We start from the raw sequence: 16,606 nt of genomic DNA, 5'->3' as shown, positions 1-16,606 counted from the left end.
ATCGGACTGAAACTGAATCTCGATTCAGGTTTAATGTAGCCTTGGCGGCGTGGTGATGTCTAGCGATTCAGAGATCCGGCCCATGCCCGCCGATCAGCCCTCGACACAACGCGGGCGCAGCACGCGTCGCGCCTTGATGGATGCCGCGCGTGAGGTCATCTCCAGGGTCGGTTACGCCGAAACGCGGGTCATCGACATCACCACCAAGGCCGGCAAGTCGGTCGGGGTGTTCTACAACTACTTCACCGACAAGGCCGAGCTGCTGCGCACCATGGTCGACGAGTTCCGCGACCAGGCCTACACCCGCGGGGACACCGTCGCGACCGACGATCGCGCCCCGTACGACGTGATCCGCGACATCGTCACCGTGTACTGGACCACCTATCGCGAGCACGCACCGGTCCTTTCCGGGGTATTCCAAGCGGCCCAGATCGACCCCACATTCGTGGCCTACTGGCGAGACTTGCGCGCTCCGGCACGCACGATGATCGCCAACAACATTCGGCGTCTACAAACGCATGACTACTGCCCGGGAATGGATCCCGACATCACCGCCTCCGCCATCGGCGCGATGATGGACTACTTCTGTTACGTCTGGCTGGTCGAGGGTGGCGAGACCGGACGCAGCTCGGTCAGCGACGAAGAGGCCATCGACACTCTGGCCCGCATCTGGTTCAACGCGCTGTGGTGGAAATCCGAAGGCGCACATGGAGCCACCTGACTGGGTGGTCACCCTCCTCTCCCGGGCCGCACTCGTGCCACTGCAAGCACAGCCCTTGACCGGAGGGGTGTCCTCCGACGTGTGGCGAGTGCGGTTGAGTTCCGGTGAATCGGTGGTGGCCAAAAGGGCCGTCGAACAACTTCGCGTGCAAGCGCGCTGGGTGGTGCCGTTGGAGCGCAACGCCTTCGAGGCACGCTACCTAACGCGCGTATCACGAATCGTGCCGTCGTTCACACCAAACGTTGTGGTCGCCGACGAAGATCTCAACGCGTTCGCCATGATCGACCTGGGGCCCATCCCTTCCTGGCGGGAGGACCTGGCCAACGGTCGCATCGATCCCGAGGTAGGCGCGGAACTCGGGACACGCCTTGTCGCTGTTCACTCTCGCACCGCCGGTGATGCCACGACGGCAAGCGAATTCGCATCCGATGACCTGTTCGAGGCGCTACGGACCGAGCCGTACCTGCGCTACACGGCGCGGCACCTACCGGAACACGCGGGAGTGCTGACACAGCTGGCCGACGACCTCGCCGACACGCACACCGCGTTGGCACACGGAGACGTGAGCCCGAAGAACATCATCGTCACCGCCGCTGGCCCAGTACTGACCGACGCCGAATGCGCCTGGTACGGCGACCCCGCCTTCGACCTGGCGTTCTGCCTCAACCACCTGCTGCTCAAGCGGATATGGAAGCCGGAGCACCGGGATCTGCTGCGGGAGACCAGTGCGCGGTTCCTCGCCGCGTATCTAGGGGGCGTCTCCTGGGAGCCATCGAGTGCCGTGGCCGCACGGACCGCAAGGCTACTGCCCGCGTTGGCGCTGGCGCGCGTTGACGGACGCTCCCCCGTGGATTACTTGTCCACCGGCCAACGCGATTCATTGCGCATTCGCGCCGGGCAGGCCCTGTATCAATCGGCCACCGATCCGTTGGCCATGGCACAACAGTTGGAAGGGTTATGACCGGAACACAGATCAGCGGTGTGCACGCGCGACGAGTGTGGGACTCGCGGGGACGGCCGACCGTCGAAGCGGAGCTACTCCTCGCCGATGGCAGCATCGGACGGGCGATTGCCCCCGCCGGCGCCTCACGGGGCAGCGGGGAGGCAACCGATCTGAGGGACGGTGGCCGGCCCTTCGCCGGGTATGACGTGACGTCCGCGGTCGCCACGGCCCGTGACCTGGCGGAGCACCTCGTCGGCGTCGATGCCGCAGACCAGCAGCAGGTCGATTCCGCGCTGGCCGCGGCCGACGGCTCGGCGGAGTTCGCGGCCATCGGCGGCAACACCTCCGTGGCAATGTCGATGGCCGCCGCGCACGCCGCAGCCCAAGCACACCGAATCCCGTTGTGGCGGTATCTGATCGGCGATGGAACGCCCGCGATGCCCCTACCCGAGATCCAGGTGATCGGCGGGGGCGCCCACGCGGCGCGCCGCACCGACGTCCAGGATTTCATGGTCGTACCCGCCGCCGCCGACAGCATCGAGCAGGGGCTCAACTGGGTGGCGGAGATCCATCGTGCCTGCGGGGCAATACTTTCCGAGCGAGGAAGGCTGTCCGGCGTGGCCGACGAGGGCGGTTGGTGGCCGGTGGTGGACTCCAACGAGGATGCGTTGGAGCTGCTGGTCTCCTCCATCGAGCGGGCCGGATTGCAGCCCGGCTCCCAGGTCACGATCGCGCTGGACATCGCGTCGAGTGAGTTCGGTAGCGGCGGCCGTTACCGCCTCGGGCTGGATGGCACCGAACTCGACTCCGATGCATGGTCCGAGGTTCTGATCGGCTGGATCGATAAGTACCCGATCGCCTCCATCGAAGACCCGCTGGCCGAGGACGATCCGGCGGCTCTTGCGGCCTTCACTCAAGCAGTGGGACACCGTGTCCTGGTCGTCGGCGACGATTTCACGGTGACCAACGCCGATCGGGTGCGTCGAGCAACCGAGATCGGCGCGTGCAACGGCTTGCTGGTAAAGCCGAATCAGGCCGGAACACTCAGCGCTGCCAAGGCCGCGCACGATACCGCTCACGACTGCGGATGGGACACCATCGTCTCCGCCCGGTCGGGTGAGAGCGAGGATGTCACCATCGCGCACCTGGCGGTGGGCTGGGGCGCCGAGCAACTCAAGGTCGGCTCGATCACCAGATCCGAGCGGACCGCGAAGTGGAATGAGCTGCTTCGCATCGACGAACAGCTTGGCGGAGCATCGATCCGGCTAGGGCGATTGACCCTGGGTTAGTCCCCGCTGGTCTCAGTTCGTCACCGAATCAAGATCTCGGGTGCGCCCCGCCCGGAACGGGGCTAGCGTAGGAATTGTGCCTATCGCATCGGGATCGGCGCACGGCGAGGGAGTGAACCGGCTACTGCGGAGTTACCGGGCCATTCCCGCGACGTCGACCGTCCGCTTGGCTAAGCCCACGTCAAATCTGTTCCGCGCAAGGGCAAAGTCGACCGCACCGGGCCTTGATACCTCGGGGCTCACCGGTGTCCTCGGCGTGGACACCGTCGGTAAGACGGCCGATGTGGCCGGCATGTGCACCTATGAAGACCTGGTCGCGGCGACCCTTCCACACGGGCTCTCGCCTTTGGTGGTGCCACAACTCAAGACGATCACGCTGGGTGGGGCGGTTACCGGACTCGGCATAGAATCCGCCTCCTTCCGCAACGGACTTCCCCACGAGTCGGTTCTCGAAATGGATATCCTCACCGGCTCAGGCGAAATCATCACCGCGTCGCCGGATCACCATCCGGACCTGTACCGGGGATTTCCCAACTCGTACGGCACACTGGGCTACTCGGTGCGTCTGCGCATCGAACTCGAGCCCGTACGGCCGTTCGTTGCCCTGCGGCACATTCGATTCCGTAGTCTCGATGAGCTGGTAGCCGTCATGGAATCGATCGTGAACTCAGCCTCCTTCCAGGACGAGCGCGTGGACTACGTGGACGGCGTCGTGTTCAGCGCCGACGAGTCCTACCTCTGTCTGGGCACACAGACAGAGGTGTCCGGCCCGGTGAGCGATTACACCGGACAGCGGATCTACTACCGGTCGATCCAGCATGCGGACGGAATCGGCAACGACCGGCTGACCATCCACGACTATCTCTGGCGCTGGGATACCGACTGGTTCTGGTGCTCACGGGCCTTCGGTGCACAGAACCCGCGTATCCGCAGGCTGTGGCCGCGAAAGTATCGGCGCAGCAGCGTGTACTGGAAGTTGATCGGCCTGGACCAGCGCTACGACATCGCCGACCGCATCGAGAGGTTTAACGGTCGCCCGGTCCGGGAACGCGTCGTGCAGGATGTCGAGGTACCGCTGTCACACACCGGGCAGTTCCTGCGATGGTTCCTCGACGAGGTACCGATTGAGCCGGTATGGCTGTGTCCGTTGAGGTTACGCGACAGCCAGGGCTGGCCGCTGTACCCGATACGATCAGAACAGACGTACGTCAACGTCGGCTTTTGGTCATCGGTGCCCGTCGGCTCTACCGAAGGAGCCACCAACCGGCTCATCGAGCACAAGGTCAGCGAACTGGGCGGACACAAGTCGCTGTACTCCGAATCCTTTTATCCACGTGAAGAGTTCGAGTCGCTATACGGCGGCGAGCACTACCGGACCTTGAAGAAGACGTACGACCCCGATAACCGATTGCTGGATCTCTACGCGAAGGCGGTACGGCGACAATGACCACAACTCAGGCCAAGAACGAGCGCGGCGAGAACGGCAGACTCTCGCTGGCCGAGATTCTCGAGATCATGGCAGCCGGCGATCTGCCCCTGCGCTTCAGCGCGTACGACGGCAGCACTGCCGGCCCGGAGAATGCCGAACTGGGACTCGACCTACTGACACCGCGCGGCACAACGTATTTGGCGACCGCGCCCGGTGACCTTGGGCTGGCACGCGCGTATGTCTCCGGCGATATCGAAATGCAAGGGGTACATCCGGGCGACCCCTATGAACTGCTGAAAGCCATGGCCGACCGACTTGACTTCAAACGGCCACCGGCACGGGTGCTGGCCAACATCGTCAGGTCGATCGGTTTCGAGCACCTGCGCCCCATCGCACCGCCGCCACAGGAAGCGCTGCCGCGATGGCGTCGCGTCGTAGAAGGATTCCGTCATAGCAAGACGCGTGACTCCGAAGCCATCCACCATCACTACGACGTGTCGAATGCGTTTTACGAGTGGGTGCTTGGCTCGTCCATGACCTACACGTGTGCCTGCTATCCGCACCCCGAGGCCACGCTGGAAGAAGCGCAGGAGAACAAGTACCGACTGGTGTTCGACAAACTGGCGCTCACGTCCGGGGACCGGCTGCTGGATGTGGGGTGTGGGTGGGGGTCGATGGTCAGGTACGCGGCCCGGCGGGGCGTGCGAGCCATCGGAGTCACCTTGTCAGCAGAGCAGGCCGCCTGGGCGCAAAAGGCCATTGCCGACGAAGGACTCTCGGATTTGGCAGAGGTACGCCACGCCGACTATCGCGATACCACCGAACGAGAGTTCGACGCGGTGTCCTCGATCGGGCTTACCGAACACATCGGCATCGCGAACTACCCTGCCTACTTCCGTTTCCTGCAGTCACGCCTGAAGACAGGTGGCCTGCTGCTCAACCACTGCATCACCCGACCCGACAACCGAACATCGGCCGTCGCCGGGTATTTCATCGACCGCTACGTGTTTCCCGATGGTGAGCTGACGGGCTCGGGCAAGATCATCACCGAGATACAGAACGTCGGCCTGGAGGTGCTGCATGAGGAGAACCTGCGACATCACTATGCGCTGACGCTCAAGGAGTGGTGCGCCAACCTTGTCGAGCACTGGGATGAAGCGGTCGCCGAGGTGGGCGAGGCCACCGCCAAGGTGTGGGGCCTGTACATGGCCGGTTCGCGGCTCGGTTTCGAACGCAATGTCGTGCAGCTGCACCAGGTGCTCGCCACGAAGCTGGACGAGCGCGGCGGCTCCGCGCTGCCGCTACGCCCCTGGTGGCAGCCCTAGTTGGGATCGATCTTGCGCGCGCCCAGCTCGTTCTGAAGTAGTTCCAGCGCAACCTCTTCCGGGTCGCGTCGCGGGCCGGCCTCACTCTGTCCCGCCTCGGCGAGCATCTGCTCTTCGTCATCCTCGGGTGACGAAGGCTCCGGCTCCGGCTCGGGTTCTGGCGCCGGTTCGGGCGTCGGGCGGCTGGGCCGGGTGACCACCCGCGGGGCGGCCTTGGCCGGCCGAGAGGCGGCCGCGGGCGCCGCTGCCTCCGCGCTGCCGGCCTCACAACGGATCTCCCAGTCCACACCGAGTGCGTCCTTGAGCGCCTCCCGGATCACCTCGGCGTTACGCGACTCGGTGATGCGCTTAGCCAACGGCGGCGAATCATGGGACAGCACAAGGGTTTTGCCCTCGATTGCCCGAACGGTGGCACCGGAGAGCATGACCTCGGTGGTGCGACTGCGGTCTCTCACCTTGGAACGAATCTCAGCCCAGGCGTTGCGTACGGCTGTGGTGTCGAGAGCGCCGGGCTGACGCGGCTCGGGCGCCGGAGCTGGTTCCGGTTCTGGGGCCGGTTCCGGTTCCGGGGCAGGCGCAGGCGGCGCGGGGGGCTCCGGCGTTGGCTCCGGAGCCGGGGGTGCTGGTTCTGGCTCGGGACCAGGGGCTGGTTCTGGAGCGGGAGCGGGTGCCTGCGGTGGTGGGGGGGCCGGTGGCTCCGGTGCCGGAGCTGGCACGAGATCCGGCACTACGGGCTCGGGAGCAGATTCCTGCGCCTGGGCGACAGCGGGCGCCTGCGACTTGCGCACAAACCTCGGTGCCGCACCCACGCCCGCAGCCTCAGGGACCGACATGTCCAATCGCTTCTCGATGCGCTCGACACGTTGCAGCACAGCCGATTCGGCATCCGTAGCCGAGGGCAGCAGCAGTCTGGCACACACCACTTCCAGCAGCAGCCGCGGCGCCGTGGCACCGCGCATCTCACCCAGCCCGGCATGCAACACCTCGGCGTAGCGAGTCAATGTGGCCGGACCGATGCGCTCGGCCTGTTCACGCATACGCTCGAGCACATCCTGCGGAGCGTCGACCACACCGCGTTCCACGGCATCTGGAACAGCTTGCAGCACAATCAGATCGCGGAAGCGCTCCAGCAGGTCGGTACCAAAGCGCCGCGGGTCGTGCCCGGCATCCATCACACCTTCGATCGCTCCGAACACCGCCGCGCCATCACCGGCGGCAAGCGCGTCTACCGCGTCGTCGATCAACGCGATATCGGTGACACCCAGCAGCGAGAGCGCCCGCTGATAGGTGACGCGCTCCTCGTCCGCACCGGCAAGCAACTGGTCAAGCACCGACAGGGTGTCACGAGGTGACCCAGCACCGGCACGGATAACCAGCGGATACACCGGGTCGTCGACCGAGACATTCTCCTGGGCACAGATGCCCTCGACGAGGGTGCGCATCGTCTTGGGCGCCAGCAGCCGGAAGGGGTAGTGGTGAGTACGCGACCGGATGGTCGGCAACACCTTCTCGGGTTCGGTGGTCGCGAAGACGAAGATCAGGTGTTCGGGCGGCTCTTCGACGATCTTGAGCAGCGCATTGAAGCCGGCAGTGGTGACCATGTGCGCTTCGTCGATGATGAAGATGCGATAGCGCGACTGGGCGGGCGCATAGAAAGCACGGTCACGCAGCTCGCGGGTGTCGTCGACACCACCGTGGCTGGCGGCGTCGAGTTCGATGACGTCAACGTTCCCCGAGCCGTTGGGAGCCAGTGCAACACATGATTCGCAGGTCCCACAGGGTGTCGAGGTGGGCCCCTGCACACAGTTCAGCGAGCGGGCCAGGATGCGGGCGGAAGATGTCTTACCGCAGCCACGGGGCCCCGAGAACAGGTAGGCGTGGTTGATCCGGCCGGCGTCCAGGGCAGTGGTCAACGGTCCGGTGACATGCTCCTGGCCGACAACTTCGGCGAAGGTCGCCGGGCGATACTTGCGGTACAGGGCCACGGAGAGCAAGGGTACCGGCGACCCCGGACTCCCTCGGTGGCCCACCTGACGAACAAACTGCCACATTGTGTGATCTTGTTCGCTAAAGTCCGCGCATGAAGACACGTCGCGTTGATATGAACACTGTGTTGGCGGTAGGCGCGAGTGTCATTGCACTCGCATTCACCTCTGCTTGTTCCAAGGAATCGCCGGACAATCCACCGGCGCCGTCGTCGAGTTCTCAGAAGCCGGACGAACCCAGCGCGAAGTTGCCCGAGGGCCCCGCGACTGCGCTGTTGCTGACCCGTGAGGACTTCCCCCCGGGCAATGGGACGTTCACCGTCGAAGACAAGCTCAAGCTCGACAAGGAAAAGACGGACAAGTCCAAGCCGGAGAAGGTCGACCCGCCCGGATGCTACGAGTTCATCTCCGAGGGCGACGGCGACTACGACAGGGCGCGAGCCAAGTACGACGCGGACACCGTGACGGCAGAGAGCAGCGTCGGGCTCGGCATCAAGCAGTCGTTCGACGAGCTCGCGCGGCGCGCCAAGGAATGTGCCTCGGTTCAGATGGAGGGTGACGGAGTGGCGATGAAGGCGAACGTCTCCGTCGCCGATTTGCCGCGCGCCTCCGTGGAGTCCAAGTTGGTGAAGGTCGGCGGCCTGCTCGGACCCGAGGGCGACCAGATAGGCGTCGAGTCGCACATCGCGATCGCACATCCCCGCGGGACGACCGTCCGAATCGAGGTCGACCGATTCATCGATCCGTGGACCCCCGAACAGGACGCGTTGGTGTTGGATCTACTCAACAAGCAGATCGCCAAGGTGCAGAAGGCGCCGTAGGCGAATCCGCAGACAACGGATGGGGGAAATCCCGTGGCTCGCATACTGTCCCTCGGCGCGATATCCGCTGCGCTGATCCTGGCCCCGGGGTGCACCAGTGTCATCGACGGCGAACCGAGAACGGATGGCTCTCCCGGGCTGCCCAAGGGCGACCCCTCCTCGCTCCTGCTGCCACGCCAGGACTTCCCCGACGGCGCGGGGACGTACGAGGTGCTGGCACAACCGGGCGATGACGGCCCCACCGTCAAACCCACCGAGTGCAACATCTTCGTCAATCACGACACCGTGGGCTTTGACCAGGCGGCCGCGCAGTATGAGGACGGGGCGCTGCGCGTGGACGTGGTGGTCGGCAAGGGCATTGCCGACTCATTCAAGTCCATCGAGGACAAGGCCGCGCGGTGCGGCTCAGTGACGCTGGACCTCGACGGAGTCGACGGTACGGGTACCGTCACGATGGAGCGGGTCCCCGGGGCCACCGCCGAAGCGACGGAAAGCGTTTTCACCGGCGGCCTGGGCATCGGCGGTGAGCAGACCGTCGAAATCACCATCAAGACGCTCACCGCACATCTGCGCGGTGCCACGGTGACGGTCAAGGTGCTGCACGCCATGGAGCCTTGGACCAGTGACAACGACAAGCTGGCGCTGACGCTGCTCAACAAGCAGATCGCCAAGGTGCAAAACGCACCCTAGCCGTCGCGCTCCAGCAGCTTCTCGGTTGCCGCCAGCAGAGCGCACGTGGCAAGGCCGTCGACGGCGGCGCCGACGGTCTCCAGCGGCGGGAATGACGGTGCCAGCCGAATGTTTCTGTCGTGCGGGTCGTTTCGATACGGGAAGGTCGCGCCCGCCTCCGTGAGCGCGATCCCGGCTTCCTTCGCCAGGGCCACGGTGCGCTTGGCGGTGCCGTCGAGAACATCGAGGCTGATGAAGTATCCGCCCTTGGGCTCGCTCCAGGACGCGATCTTGCTATCACTCAACCGATCATCCAGGATCTCAAGCGCCAGTTGGAATTTCGGCGCGAGAATCTGCTGATGCTTCTGCATGTGCAGCTTGACGCCCTCGGCGTCGCCGAAGAAGCGCAGGTGTCGCAACTGGTTCACCTTGTCCGGCCCGATGCTGCGCTTGCCTGCGTGCTGCAAGTACCACGCGATGTTGGCCAACGATCCGCCCATAAAGCTGACGCCCGCCCCGGCGAAGGTGATCTTCGAGGTGGAGGCAAAGACCAACGGGCGGTTGGGGTGTCCGGCGGTTTCCGCAAGACCGAGCAGGTCGACATTCCTGACGAAATCGTGCGTGAGTGTGTGCACGGCGTAGGCGTTGTCCCAAAACAGCCGGAAATCCGGTGCGGCCGTATTCATCTGGGCGAGCCGGCGCACAACTTCCCAGGAGTAGACGGTTCCAGTCGGGTTGGAGAAGACGGGAACGCTCCACATTCCCTTGATGGCGGGGTCCGAGGCGACGAGTTCCTCGATGAGGTCGACGTCGGGGCCGTCCTCGCGCAGCGGGACCGGGATCATCTCGATGCCGAAGGATTCGGTGATCGCAAAGTGACGGTCGTACCCGGGCGCCGGGCACAAGAACTTCAGTACCGGCTCGTCTTTCCAGGCACGAGGCGAGTCAACGGTTCCGTGCAGCAGCGAATAGACGATCACGTCGTGCATCAGCGAGAGGCTGGCATTGTTCGCGGCGATCAGGTTGGGCGCCGCGATGCCGAGTAGTTCGCCGAAGATGGCACGCAGCTCCGGCAGTCCGTTACCGCCACCGTAGTTGCGCGTATCGGTGCCGTTGCCATCGAGATAGTCACCCTCACCGGGCAGCGCGAGCAGCCCGTTGGCCAGATCCAACTGCTCGGGCGCGGGCTTGCCGCGGGTGAGGTCCAGCGACAGGCCCTTGGCCTTGAGCCGGCTGTAGTTCTCCTGCTGCAAGCGATGCTGAGCTGCGAGTTCGTCGGGTCCGAGCGACAGGAACGACACGGCTTTCCCCTATTCGCCCCTGCGGGGCATCTGGAGGTCGCGATCTTCGGAAAGGGGACCCCGCGCACCCGACAGAGCCCGTTGACCCTTGCTGCCTTCCAGCCCTGGGGGAGTTCACAGGATAGACGCCGCGCGGGGTCCGCCGACCAGTCTAGTGGGTGGGCCAGGCCGGCCGTGACCGTGGTAGGTATTGCCTGCCGATATCCTCCACATCGGATTGAGGCAAGATCCCCGTGCCCTCGAATTCGTATATGAAAGGACTGCCGGATATGGAAGGCATTCCAACTCTTGCAGAATTTCCGCTGCATTCACACGATAAGCTGCGTTACGCCGACACAGACCGGCAGGGGCATGTCAATAACGCCGTCTTCTCCACTCTGCTGGAAACCGGGCGAGTCGAGTTTCTCCACAACAGTGCCAGGCCCATCCTTGATCCGAACACCGCATTTGTCATTGCTCGTTTGGAAATCGACTTCCTGGGCGAAATGCTGTGGCCGGGCCAAGTAACTATCGGTACCACCGTGGATTCCGTCGGACGCAGCTCACTCAAACTCCGTCAGGCTATTTTTCAGGAAGATCGCTGTGTCGCACAAGCCCGCTCCGTCATTGTCTTGATGGACGAAAAGTCACGCCGCTCGACACCATTCTCCGAGGAAGCTCGCGCCTGCCTTTTGTCGCCCACAGATATCGCTGTGGCACAGGGTGCTCACGAGTGATCCGCGTTGCGCCCCGTGCCCCAATCAGTCAGTCCCAGTAACTGCGCGCCGTTGCGATCGAGAATGAGTGACGCCTCGTCGGCGGACAGGCCTTCCTGGATATAGGTCGCCGAGCTGACGTACCGCGGGCCGCCTTGGTAGGGGAAGTCCGATCCGAAGACCAGCCGATCAGCACCCAACGACGCGACGGCCGCCTGTAGTGCCGGGGTGTGGTCATGTCCGACCGTGTCGTACCAAATCCGCCGGGCGGCGTCCTTGGGCGCCTCCGGACAGTGTGTGGCCTCCCACTCGGTGACCTGCCGGTGCGCACGCTCCAGCACCATCGGCAGTGCACCACCCAGATGGCATGTCACGATCTTCATGTCCGGATACCGCGACGGAATACCCGCGACGATGAGATGCATGATCGCGACCGTGTCCTCGATCGGCGCACCGATCGACCAGGTGAGCGAGTGATCGGTGATCAGTGACGACTCCGCGCCGCACCCCGCAGGATGTACGAAAAGTACTGCACCCCTGCGGTTCAGCTCCTCGTATACCGGATCGAAGATCGGGTCGGCGATCGATCTCCCCAGCACCGAGGTGGTGATTGCCGCGCCGTACATGCCGAGATCGTCGATCGCACGCGCCAGTTCCTCCAGTGCGGCCGGGATGTGCGGTAGCGGCAGTGACGCCAGCGCACGGAACCGCCCGGGGTACTCACTCGCGAGCCTCGCGTACTCGTCGTTCACGAACCGTGCACTCTCCGTGGCTGCCGCCTCGTCCTCGAAATGCGGCGATGCCGGCGTCGCGGTGAGGACCTGCAGGTCGACACCGGCCTCATCCATCAGAGCGAAACGCCCGTCGAGGTCCTCCCGGGTGGCGCCGGCTCCGAGACGACGGTGCACGTCCGTGCCCGCCCTCCCGTATCCGTCGAGCAGTGCGAGGTAATCGTCGGACCATAGGTGAGCGTGGATATCGATGCGCACACCGGTCATGCTAGTACCGGCACCCCCGTGGCCAGAGGCGTCAAGAGCTCGCCGAAGATCCCTACCCCGTCTCTGGTGAGGATGGACTCGGCATGGAACTGTATCGAAGCAAACCGCTTCGCGCGCAACGCATGCACCTCGCCCGTCACGGCGTCGGAACTGATCTGTATCCGTCCTGCCGGAGTGTCCACCCACTCGCCACCGGTCACCGCGGCGAAGGTGTTGTAGAACCCCACGTGCCGTTCGGTGCCGAACAGGTCGATCGGCCGCTGAACACCCTGATTCGGCTGCTCCCTGCGCCGGATCGGCAGACCGAGTTGCCGACACAGCACCTGGTGACTCAGGCAGATCGACAGGAACGGAACACGTTGGGTGAGAGCATTCTTCGTCAAAGCGGTAAGAGCCGCGATCTTCGGTACATCGATCGCCGTGGGATCGCCAGGACCCGGACCCAGGATCAAGAAATCATGAGATCCGGGATCGATGTCCTCGTCAAACCGGCGAATATCCACGCGCAGCCCCAATGCCCGCAGCTGAAGTCCGATCATCGACGTGAACGTGTCCTCCGCGTCGACCACCAGCGCGGTACGTCCCGCCAGATTCGCCGCGCGCTCACCTGACTCGTGCCCCAACCAGAAGGTTCCGATGCCGGTATTGCGGCTGGCCAAGGCTTCCGTCACCCGGGGATGACTGCGTAGCTCACGTCGGGTTGTCAATACGGACAGCAACCCCGCTGCCTTACTGCGTGTTTCGGCGGCCTCGCTGACGGGATTGGAGTGGCGGACGATGGTCGCACCGGTACCGGCGGTCAGCGCTCCGTCCGGTGAGATCTCGGCGGTACGAATCAGGATCGCCGAATCCAGTTGCCGCACACCGGCTGTATCGGTACTGATCAGCGCCGCAACTCCACTGTAGTACCTGCGGCCCTGGGGCTCATACCGCTGGATGACACGGCACGCGTTCTCCAGCGGGCTTCCCGTCACGGTGGGCGCGAACATGGTCTCAGCGAGAATCTCGCGTGGATCTCGATCCGTCACACCGGAAATCAAATACTCGGTATGCGCGAGACGGGCCATCTCCTTCAGATATGGCCCGTGCACCTGACCACCGTCGGGGCAAATGCGAGCCATCATCTTCAGCTCCTCGTCCACCACCATGTACAGCTCATCGGATTCCTTGGTGTCGGCGAGAAACTCCATCACCGCATCCAGGCTCGGGCCGTTGGCGTCATATCGGTAGGTCCCACTGATCGGGTTCATCACCGCCAACGAATCCTGCACGCTGATATGCCGTTCGGGCGTGGCGCCGATGAAGACCTGTTCTCCGGTGCTCACCAGGAACGTCCAGTACGCGCCCTTCTCACGTTCCAGCAGCCTGCGGAAGAGCGTCAGTGCGGTGTGAATCGAGTAATCGTGCAGCTGGACCAGCAGGTTGCGCTTGAGCACGAAGTTAGCGCCGGCTCCCTGGCCGATCTCCTCGGAGATGATCCCCGCGGCCAGCCGGGCGTACTCGTCATCGTCGATATCGAAGTCGCTGTGGCCGACCACCACTGGATTTTCCGGGATACGATCCAGCACCTCGGACAACGGCGCACGCTCCTGCTGTTCGATCGCAAGTGCCAGCAGCGGCGCGCCGTCGTCGGGAGCCACAAATCCCCGCTCCGCGATCTGCCGATAGGGCACCAGGGCAAGCAGATCATGCCCAACCTGGTTGTCACGCAAGGGCAGGTCGGCAATCCGGTCGACAGAGGTCACCTCACCGGTGAAGACGTCGACGGTCTCCGGCACGCCGGATTCCGGCCGGTACAACAGTGCGAATGGACCGGCGTCACCGGTCAGGACGCGCCCAAGCAGCCCACTCATGTCAGCACCTCATCCGTGACGGTCAGCACGGCGCACCTCCGCGCGGCGTATTCCAATGCCATCCAATGCGATTCGTCTTCGAAATCGGCGATAGCATCGGCAACCAGAAAGGTCTCGATATCGTTGGTGAACGCATCCACCGCGGTCATCAGCACCCCGACATGCGCGTAGACCCCGCAGATCACCAGCTGATCCCGCCCTGCCGCACGCATGCGTTCCAGCAGCGCCGAACGATGGAAGGCGCTGTACCGCCACTTTGTGAAGACCCAGTCCCCCGGCTCGGGCGCGATGGGGTCGACTATCTGACGATGTTCCTCATCGACGCGCATCCCCGGCCCCCAGAAGTCCTTGAGTAGGCCACGCTGCTCCTGAGTCATGCTGCCGGGTTGGGCGGTGTAGGCCACGGGGATGCCCGCCTCCACGCTTCGACCGCGAATGGCCGCCGCGTTGCTCACCAATTCGGCACGTAACGAAACTGGCAACGGGGCAAGGAAATAACGCTGCATATCGTGTATGAGCAGCACCGCACGATCGGGATCGATCTGCCAGGTCGCCGTGTTGGCAGGCAGCAGGTCGGCGGTCGGCAGATCGTACTCGGCGATGATCGGGATACCGGGTGTGACGGTGGTCATCGGTCAAACTCCTAGCGTCGCGCCGCCATCGACCACCAGCGTCTGCATGGTGATGTGGGCAGCTTGGTCGGAGAGCAGAAAAGCCACAGCGTCGGCGATGTGGTGCGGTTGGGCGACACGCCCCAGTGGAATTCCGGGCTTGTAGTCGCCGAGGCTTCCGGCGACCAGGCCGGCATCGGAGGAATCACCGAGCATGGCCCGCAGCATGGGGGTGTCCGTGGATCCCGGAGCCACCACATTGCAACGGATCCCGTACTCGGCGAGCTCCAATCCCAGGCTCTTGGTGAAGGCATTGACCGCCGCCTTCGAAGCGGAGTACGCCGTCATGCCCTTGCGCGCCACCAGCGCGGCATTGGAGGCAATCGTCACGATCGATCCCGCGCGCCGAGGAATCATGTACCGTGCCGCTTCCCGGCTCAGCACGAAGGGCGCACGCACATTGACGTCGAAGGTCAACGCCCAGTCGGCGTCGGAGAAGTCCACCGCCGCTCCTGTTCTCAGCACACCGGCACCGTTGACCAATGAGGTGATGGGCCCGATACGGGACTCGATGTCGGCCACGCCCACCGCGACCGCGGTGTCGTCGGTAATGTCGAGGACCTGACCGATGACATCCAGCCCCTCATCGGCGGCGTACTCGACCAACTGCTTGATGGCGACCTCGTCGATGTCCACCGCGACCACCCGCTCGTCGCGACGGGCCAGTGTCGTCACCACGCGAGAACCCACCCCGCCTCCCGCGCCGGTGACCACCGCTACCATGCCGACACCACCTCGGCGGCCTGAGCGGTGTTGAGGCGCGGGTCGCAAAGAGTCGAATACCGCTCGCCCACTTCGTGATTCTGCGAAACATCGAAGACGCATTCGATCACGTCGTCCGGGGTGGCCTCCAGATGCAGGCCGCCCGCGTGCACGCCGGCCTCGTCCAGCACCTCACGGAAGCCGCGTACCTCGTCGATGGCGGTCTGGACGTGCCGCGTCTTGTACCCCGAATCGGTGGACACCGTGTTGCCGTGCAGCGGGTCGCACATCCAGATCACCGGGTGTCCGGAATCGCGGACTGCTGCAACCAGTTCGGGGAGCTTGCCACGCACTGCGGAGGCACCCAACCTGGCGATCAGCGTCAGCCGCCCGCTCTCGTGTTCCGGATCCAACTTATCGGCGAGCGCGATCAGGTCCTCCGCGGTCATCGACGGACCCACCTTGCATGCCACCGGATTGGCAATACGCGAGAACAGTTCGACGTGCGGGCCATCCAGATGCCGGGTCCGGTCCCCGATCCACGGCCAGTGTGTGGAAGTGAGCACCATGCGGTTCTCACCGTCGCGACGCAGCTGCGGCGCCTCGTAGTCGAGCAGGAGCGCCTCGTGGGATGTCCACACCGGCGGTTCGATGACCGAAAGCGAGGACGGCACGCGCCATCCCAGGTGACCCATCACTCGATTCGCGGCCCAGTATCCGGCCAGCATCCGGTCTGGGTTGGCACGCCGATGCACCGGGTGCGGCTGCGGTCCGTTGACGAGATGCCCTCGGAAAGAAGGCAGTTCGACACCGTCGATGGTTTCGGTGGGCTTGGACCTCGGCTTGGCGTACTGCCCGCCGATGCGACCGACGCGCAGCACCGGGCGGTGGGTCTTCATCCGCATGGTGCCGGCGAGCACGTTCAGCAGCGCCACCTTGCGGGCGACGTGAGCATCGGTCGACTCCTGTGGGTCCTCCGCGCAGTCGCCCGCCTGGATGATGGTGGCCCTCCCCTGGGCGACGGTGCTCAGTAGCGTGCGCAGCGTCCTGATCTCGTCGGCTCCGACCAATGCGGGCAGCTCGCTGAGTTCCGCGCGCACGCGTTCCAGGTGCACGCGATTCTCCCAGACCGGCTGTTGGACAGCGTGTCCGGTATCGAGCAGCAGTGATGGCGCAGTCATTCCCGTGATCTCCATTCGATTGA

15 protein-coding genes and 1 other RNA gene are annotated in these 16,606 nt (G+C 64.4%); 8 read left to right on the top strand and 8 right to left on the bottom strand.

The features are described from left to right. Positions 1–49: 49 nt before the first annotated feature. The 5 genes from MYCSP_RS01385 (at position 50) to MYCSP_RS01365 (ending at position 5,707) form a co-directional block, all read left to right on the top strand. Positions 50–721: a TetR/AcrR family transcriptional regulator gene (locus MYCSP_RS01385; protein ID WP_209435423.1), complete on the top strand. Its 672-nt coding sequence runs from the start codon at positions 50–52 to the stop codon at positions 719–721. Beyond that, positions 708–1,682 carry a phosphotransferase gene (locus MYCSP_RS01380; RefSeq protein WP_083015199.1) on the top strand — a complete coding sequence of 325 codons (975 nt, stop codon included), beginning with the start codon at positions 708–710 and terminating at the stop codon, positions 1,680–1,682. Before MYCSP_RS01385 ends, MYCSP_RS01380 begins: the two co-directional genes overlap by 14 nt. Further along, positions 1,679–2,953 (top strand): phosphopyruvate hydratase, encoded by a 1,275-nt coding sequence (gene eno / locus MYCSP_RS01375; RefSeq protein WP_088413049.1) that lies wholly within the window; start codon positions 1,679–1,681, stop codon positions 2,951–2,953. The genes MYCSP_RS01380 and eno overlap by 4 nt, the downstream gene beginning before the upstream one ends. A gap of 76 nt (positions 2,954–3,029) precedes the next feature. After that, entirely contained in the window at positions 3,030–4,400 is a 1,371-nt protein-coding gene (locus MYCSP_RS01370) for an FAD-binding oxidoreductase (RefSeq protein ID WP_088413048.1), read from the top strand. Next, a complete protein-coding gene (locus MYCSP_RS01365) occupies positions 4,397–5,707 on the top strand; it encodes a class I SAM-dependent methyltransferase (protein ID WP_070912252.1) in 1,311 nt (436 codons plus the stop codon). Before MYCSP_RS01370 ends, MYCSP_RS01365 begins: the two co-directional genes overlap by 4 nt. On the opposite strand, the gene MYCSP_RS01360 is transcribed toward MYCSP_RS01365, so the two are convergent. Further along, complete coding sequence (locus MYCSP_RS01360) at positions 5,704–7,692, bottom strand: DNA polymerase III subunits gamma/tau (protein ID WP_088413047.1); 1,989 nt, start codon at positions 7,690–7,692, stop codon at positions 5,704–5,706. The genes MYCSP_RS01365 and MYCSP_RS01360 overlap by 4 nt on opposite strands. 95 nt (positions 7,693–7,787) lie before the next feature. Between MYCSP_RS01360 and MYCSP_RS01355 the strand changes: the two genes are divergently transcribed. Beyond that, positions 7,788–8,513 carry a hypothetical protein gene (locus tag MYCSP_RS01355; RefSeq protein WP_088413046.1) on the top strand — a complete coding sequence of 242 codons (726 nt, stop codon included), beginning with the start codon at positions 7,788–7,790 and terminating at the stop codon, positions 8,511–8,513. Between the two features lie 33 nt (positions 8,514–8,546). Beyond that, on the top strand, positions 8,547–9,203 hold the full coding sequence (locus MYCSP_RS01350; RefSeq protein WP_088413045.1) for a hypothetical protein: 657 nt from the start codon (positions 8,547–8,549) through the stop codon (positions 9,201–9,203). Here MYCSP_RS01350 and MYCSP_RS01345 read toward each other — a convergent pair. Together MYCSP_RS01345 and ffs are read right to left on the bottom strand one after the other, a co-directional pair. After that, the gene (locus MYCSP_RS01345; protein WP_070912249.1) at positions 9,200–10,483 is read right to left on the bottom strand and encodes an aminotransferase class I/II-fold pyridoxal phosphate-dependent enzyme; all 1,284 of its coding nucleotides are present in this window, start codon (positions 10,481–10,483) and stop codon (positions 9,200–9,202) included. The genes MYCSP_RS01350 and MYCSP_RS01345 overlap by 4 nt on opposite strands. A gap of 49 nt (positions 10,484–10,532) precedes the next feature. Beyond that, an RNA gene (ffs, locus tag MYCSP_RS01340) (signal recognition particle sRNA small type) lies at positions 10,533–10,627 on the bottom strand. Between the two features lie 107 nt (positions 10,628–10,734). On the opposite strand from ffs, the gene MYCSP_RS01335 reads away from it, so the two are divergent. Continuing rightward, on the top strand, positions 10,735–11,199 hold the full coding sequence (locus tag MYCSP_RS01335) for an acyl-CoA thioesterase (RefSeq protein WP_209435422.1): 465 nt from the start codon (positions 10,735–10,737) through the stop codon (positions 11,197–11,199). Here the strand turns inward: MYCSP_RS01335 and MYCSP_RS01330 are convergent. From MYCSP_RS01330 to MYCSP_RS01310, 5 genes are read right to left on the bottom strand one after another with little or no spacing between them, the layout of a single operon-like run. Further along, positions 11,190–12,167 carry an amidohydrolase family protein gene (locus tag MYCSP_RS01330; protein ID WP_083015380.1) on the bottom strand — a complete coding sequence of 326 codons (978 nt, stop codon included), beginning with the start codon at positions 12,165–12,167 and terminating at the stop codon, positions 11,190–11,192. The genes MYCSP_RS01335 and MYCSP_RS01330 overlap by 10 nt on opposite strands. 5 nt (positions 12,168–12,172) lie before the next feature. Continuing rightward, the gene (locus tag MYCSP_RS01325; RefSeq protein ID WP_070912247.1) at positions 12,173–14,029 is read right to left on the bottom strand and encodes an anthranilate synthase family protein; all 1,857 of its coding nucleotides are present in this window, start codon (positions 14,027–14,029) and stop codon (positions 12,173–12,175) included. Next, on the bottom strand, positions 14,026–14,661 hold the full coding sequence (locus MYCSP_RS01320; RefSeq protein ID WP_088413043.1) for an isochorismatase family protein: 636 nt from the start codon (positions 14,659–14,661) through the stop codon (positions 14,026–14,028). The genes MYCSP_RS01325 and MYCSP_RS01320 overlap by 4 nt, the downstream gene beginning before the upstream one ends. A gap of 3 nt (positions 14,662–14,664) precedes the next feature. Then, complete coding sequence (locus MYCSP_RS01315; protein WP_070912245.1) at positions 14,665–15,423, bottom strand: SDR family oxidoreductase; 759 nt, start codon at positions 15,421–15,423, stop codon at positions 14,665–14,667. After that, complete coding sequence (locus tag MYCSP_RS01310; protein ID WP_070912244.1) at positions 15,417–16,598, bottom strand: 3-deoxy-7-phosphoheptulonate synthase; 1,182 nt, start codon at positions 16,596–16,598, stop codon at positions 15,417–15,419. Before MYCSP_RS01310 ends, MYCSP_RS01315 begins: the two co-directional genes overlap by 7 nt. Between the last annotated feature and the right edge of the window lie 8 nt (positions 16,599–16,606).

It is taken from the genome of Mycobacteroides saopaulense, assembly GCF_001456355.1.
GTDB lineage: Bacteria > Actinomycetota > Actinomycetes > Mycobacteriales > Mycobacteriaceae > Mycobacterium > Mycobacterium saopaulense.
The sequence above is the reverse complement of the archived record's forward strand: the minus strand, read 5'-3'. Positions and strand labels throughout refer to the sequence as shown.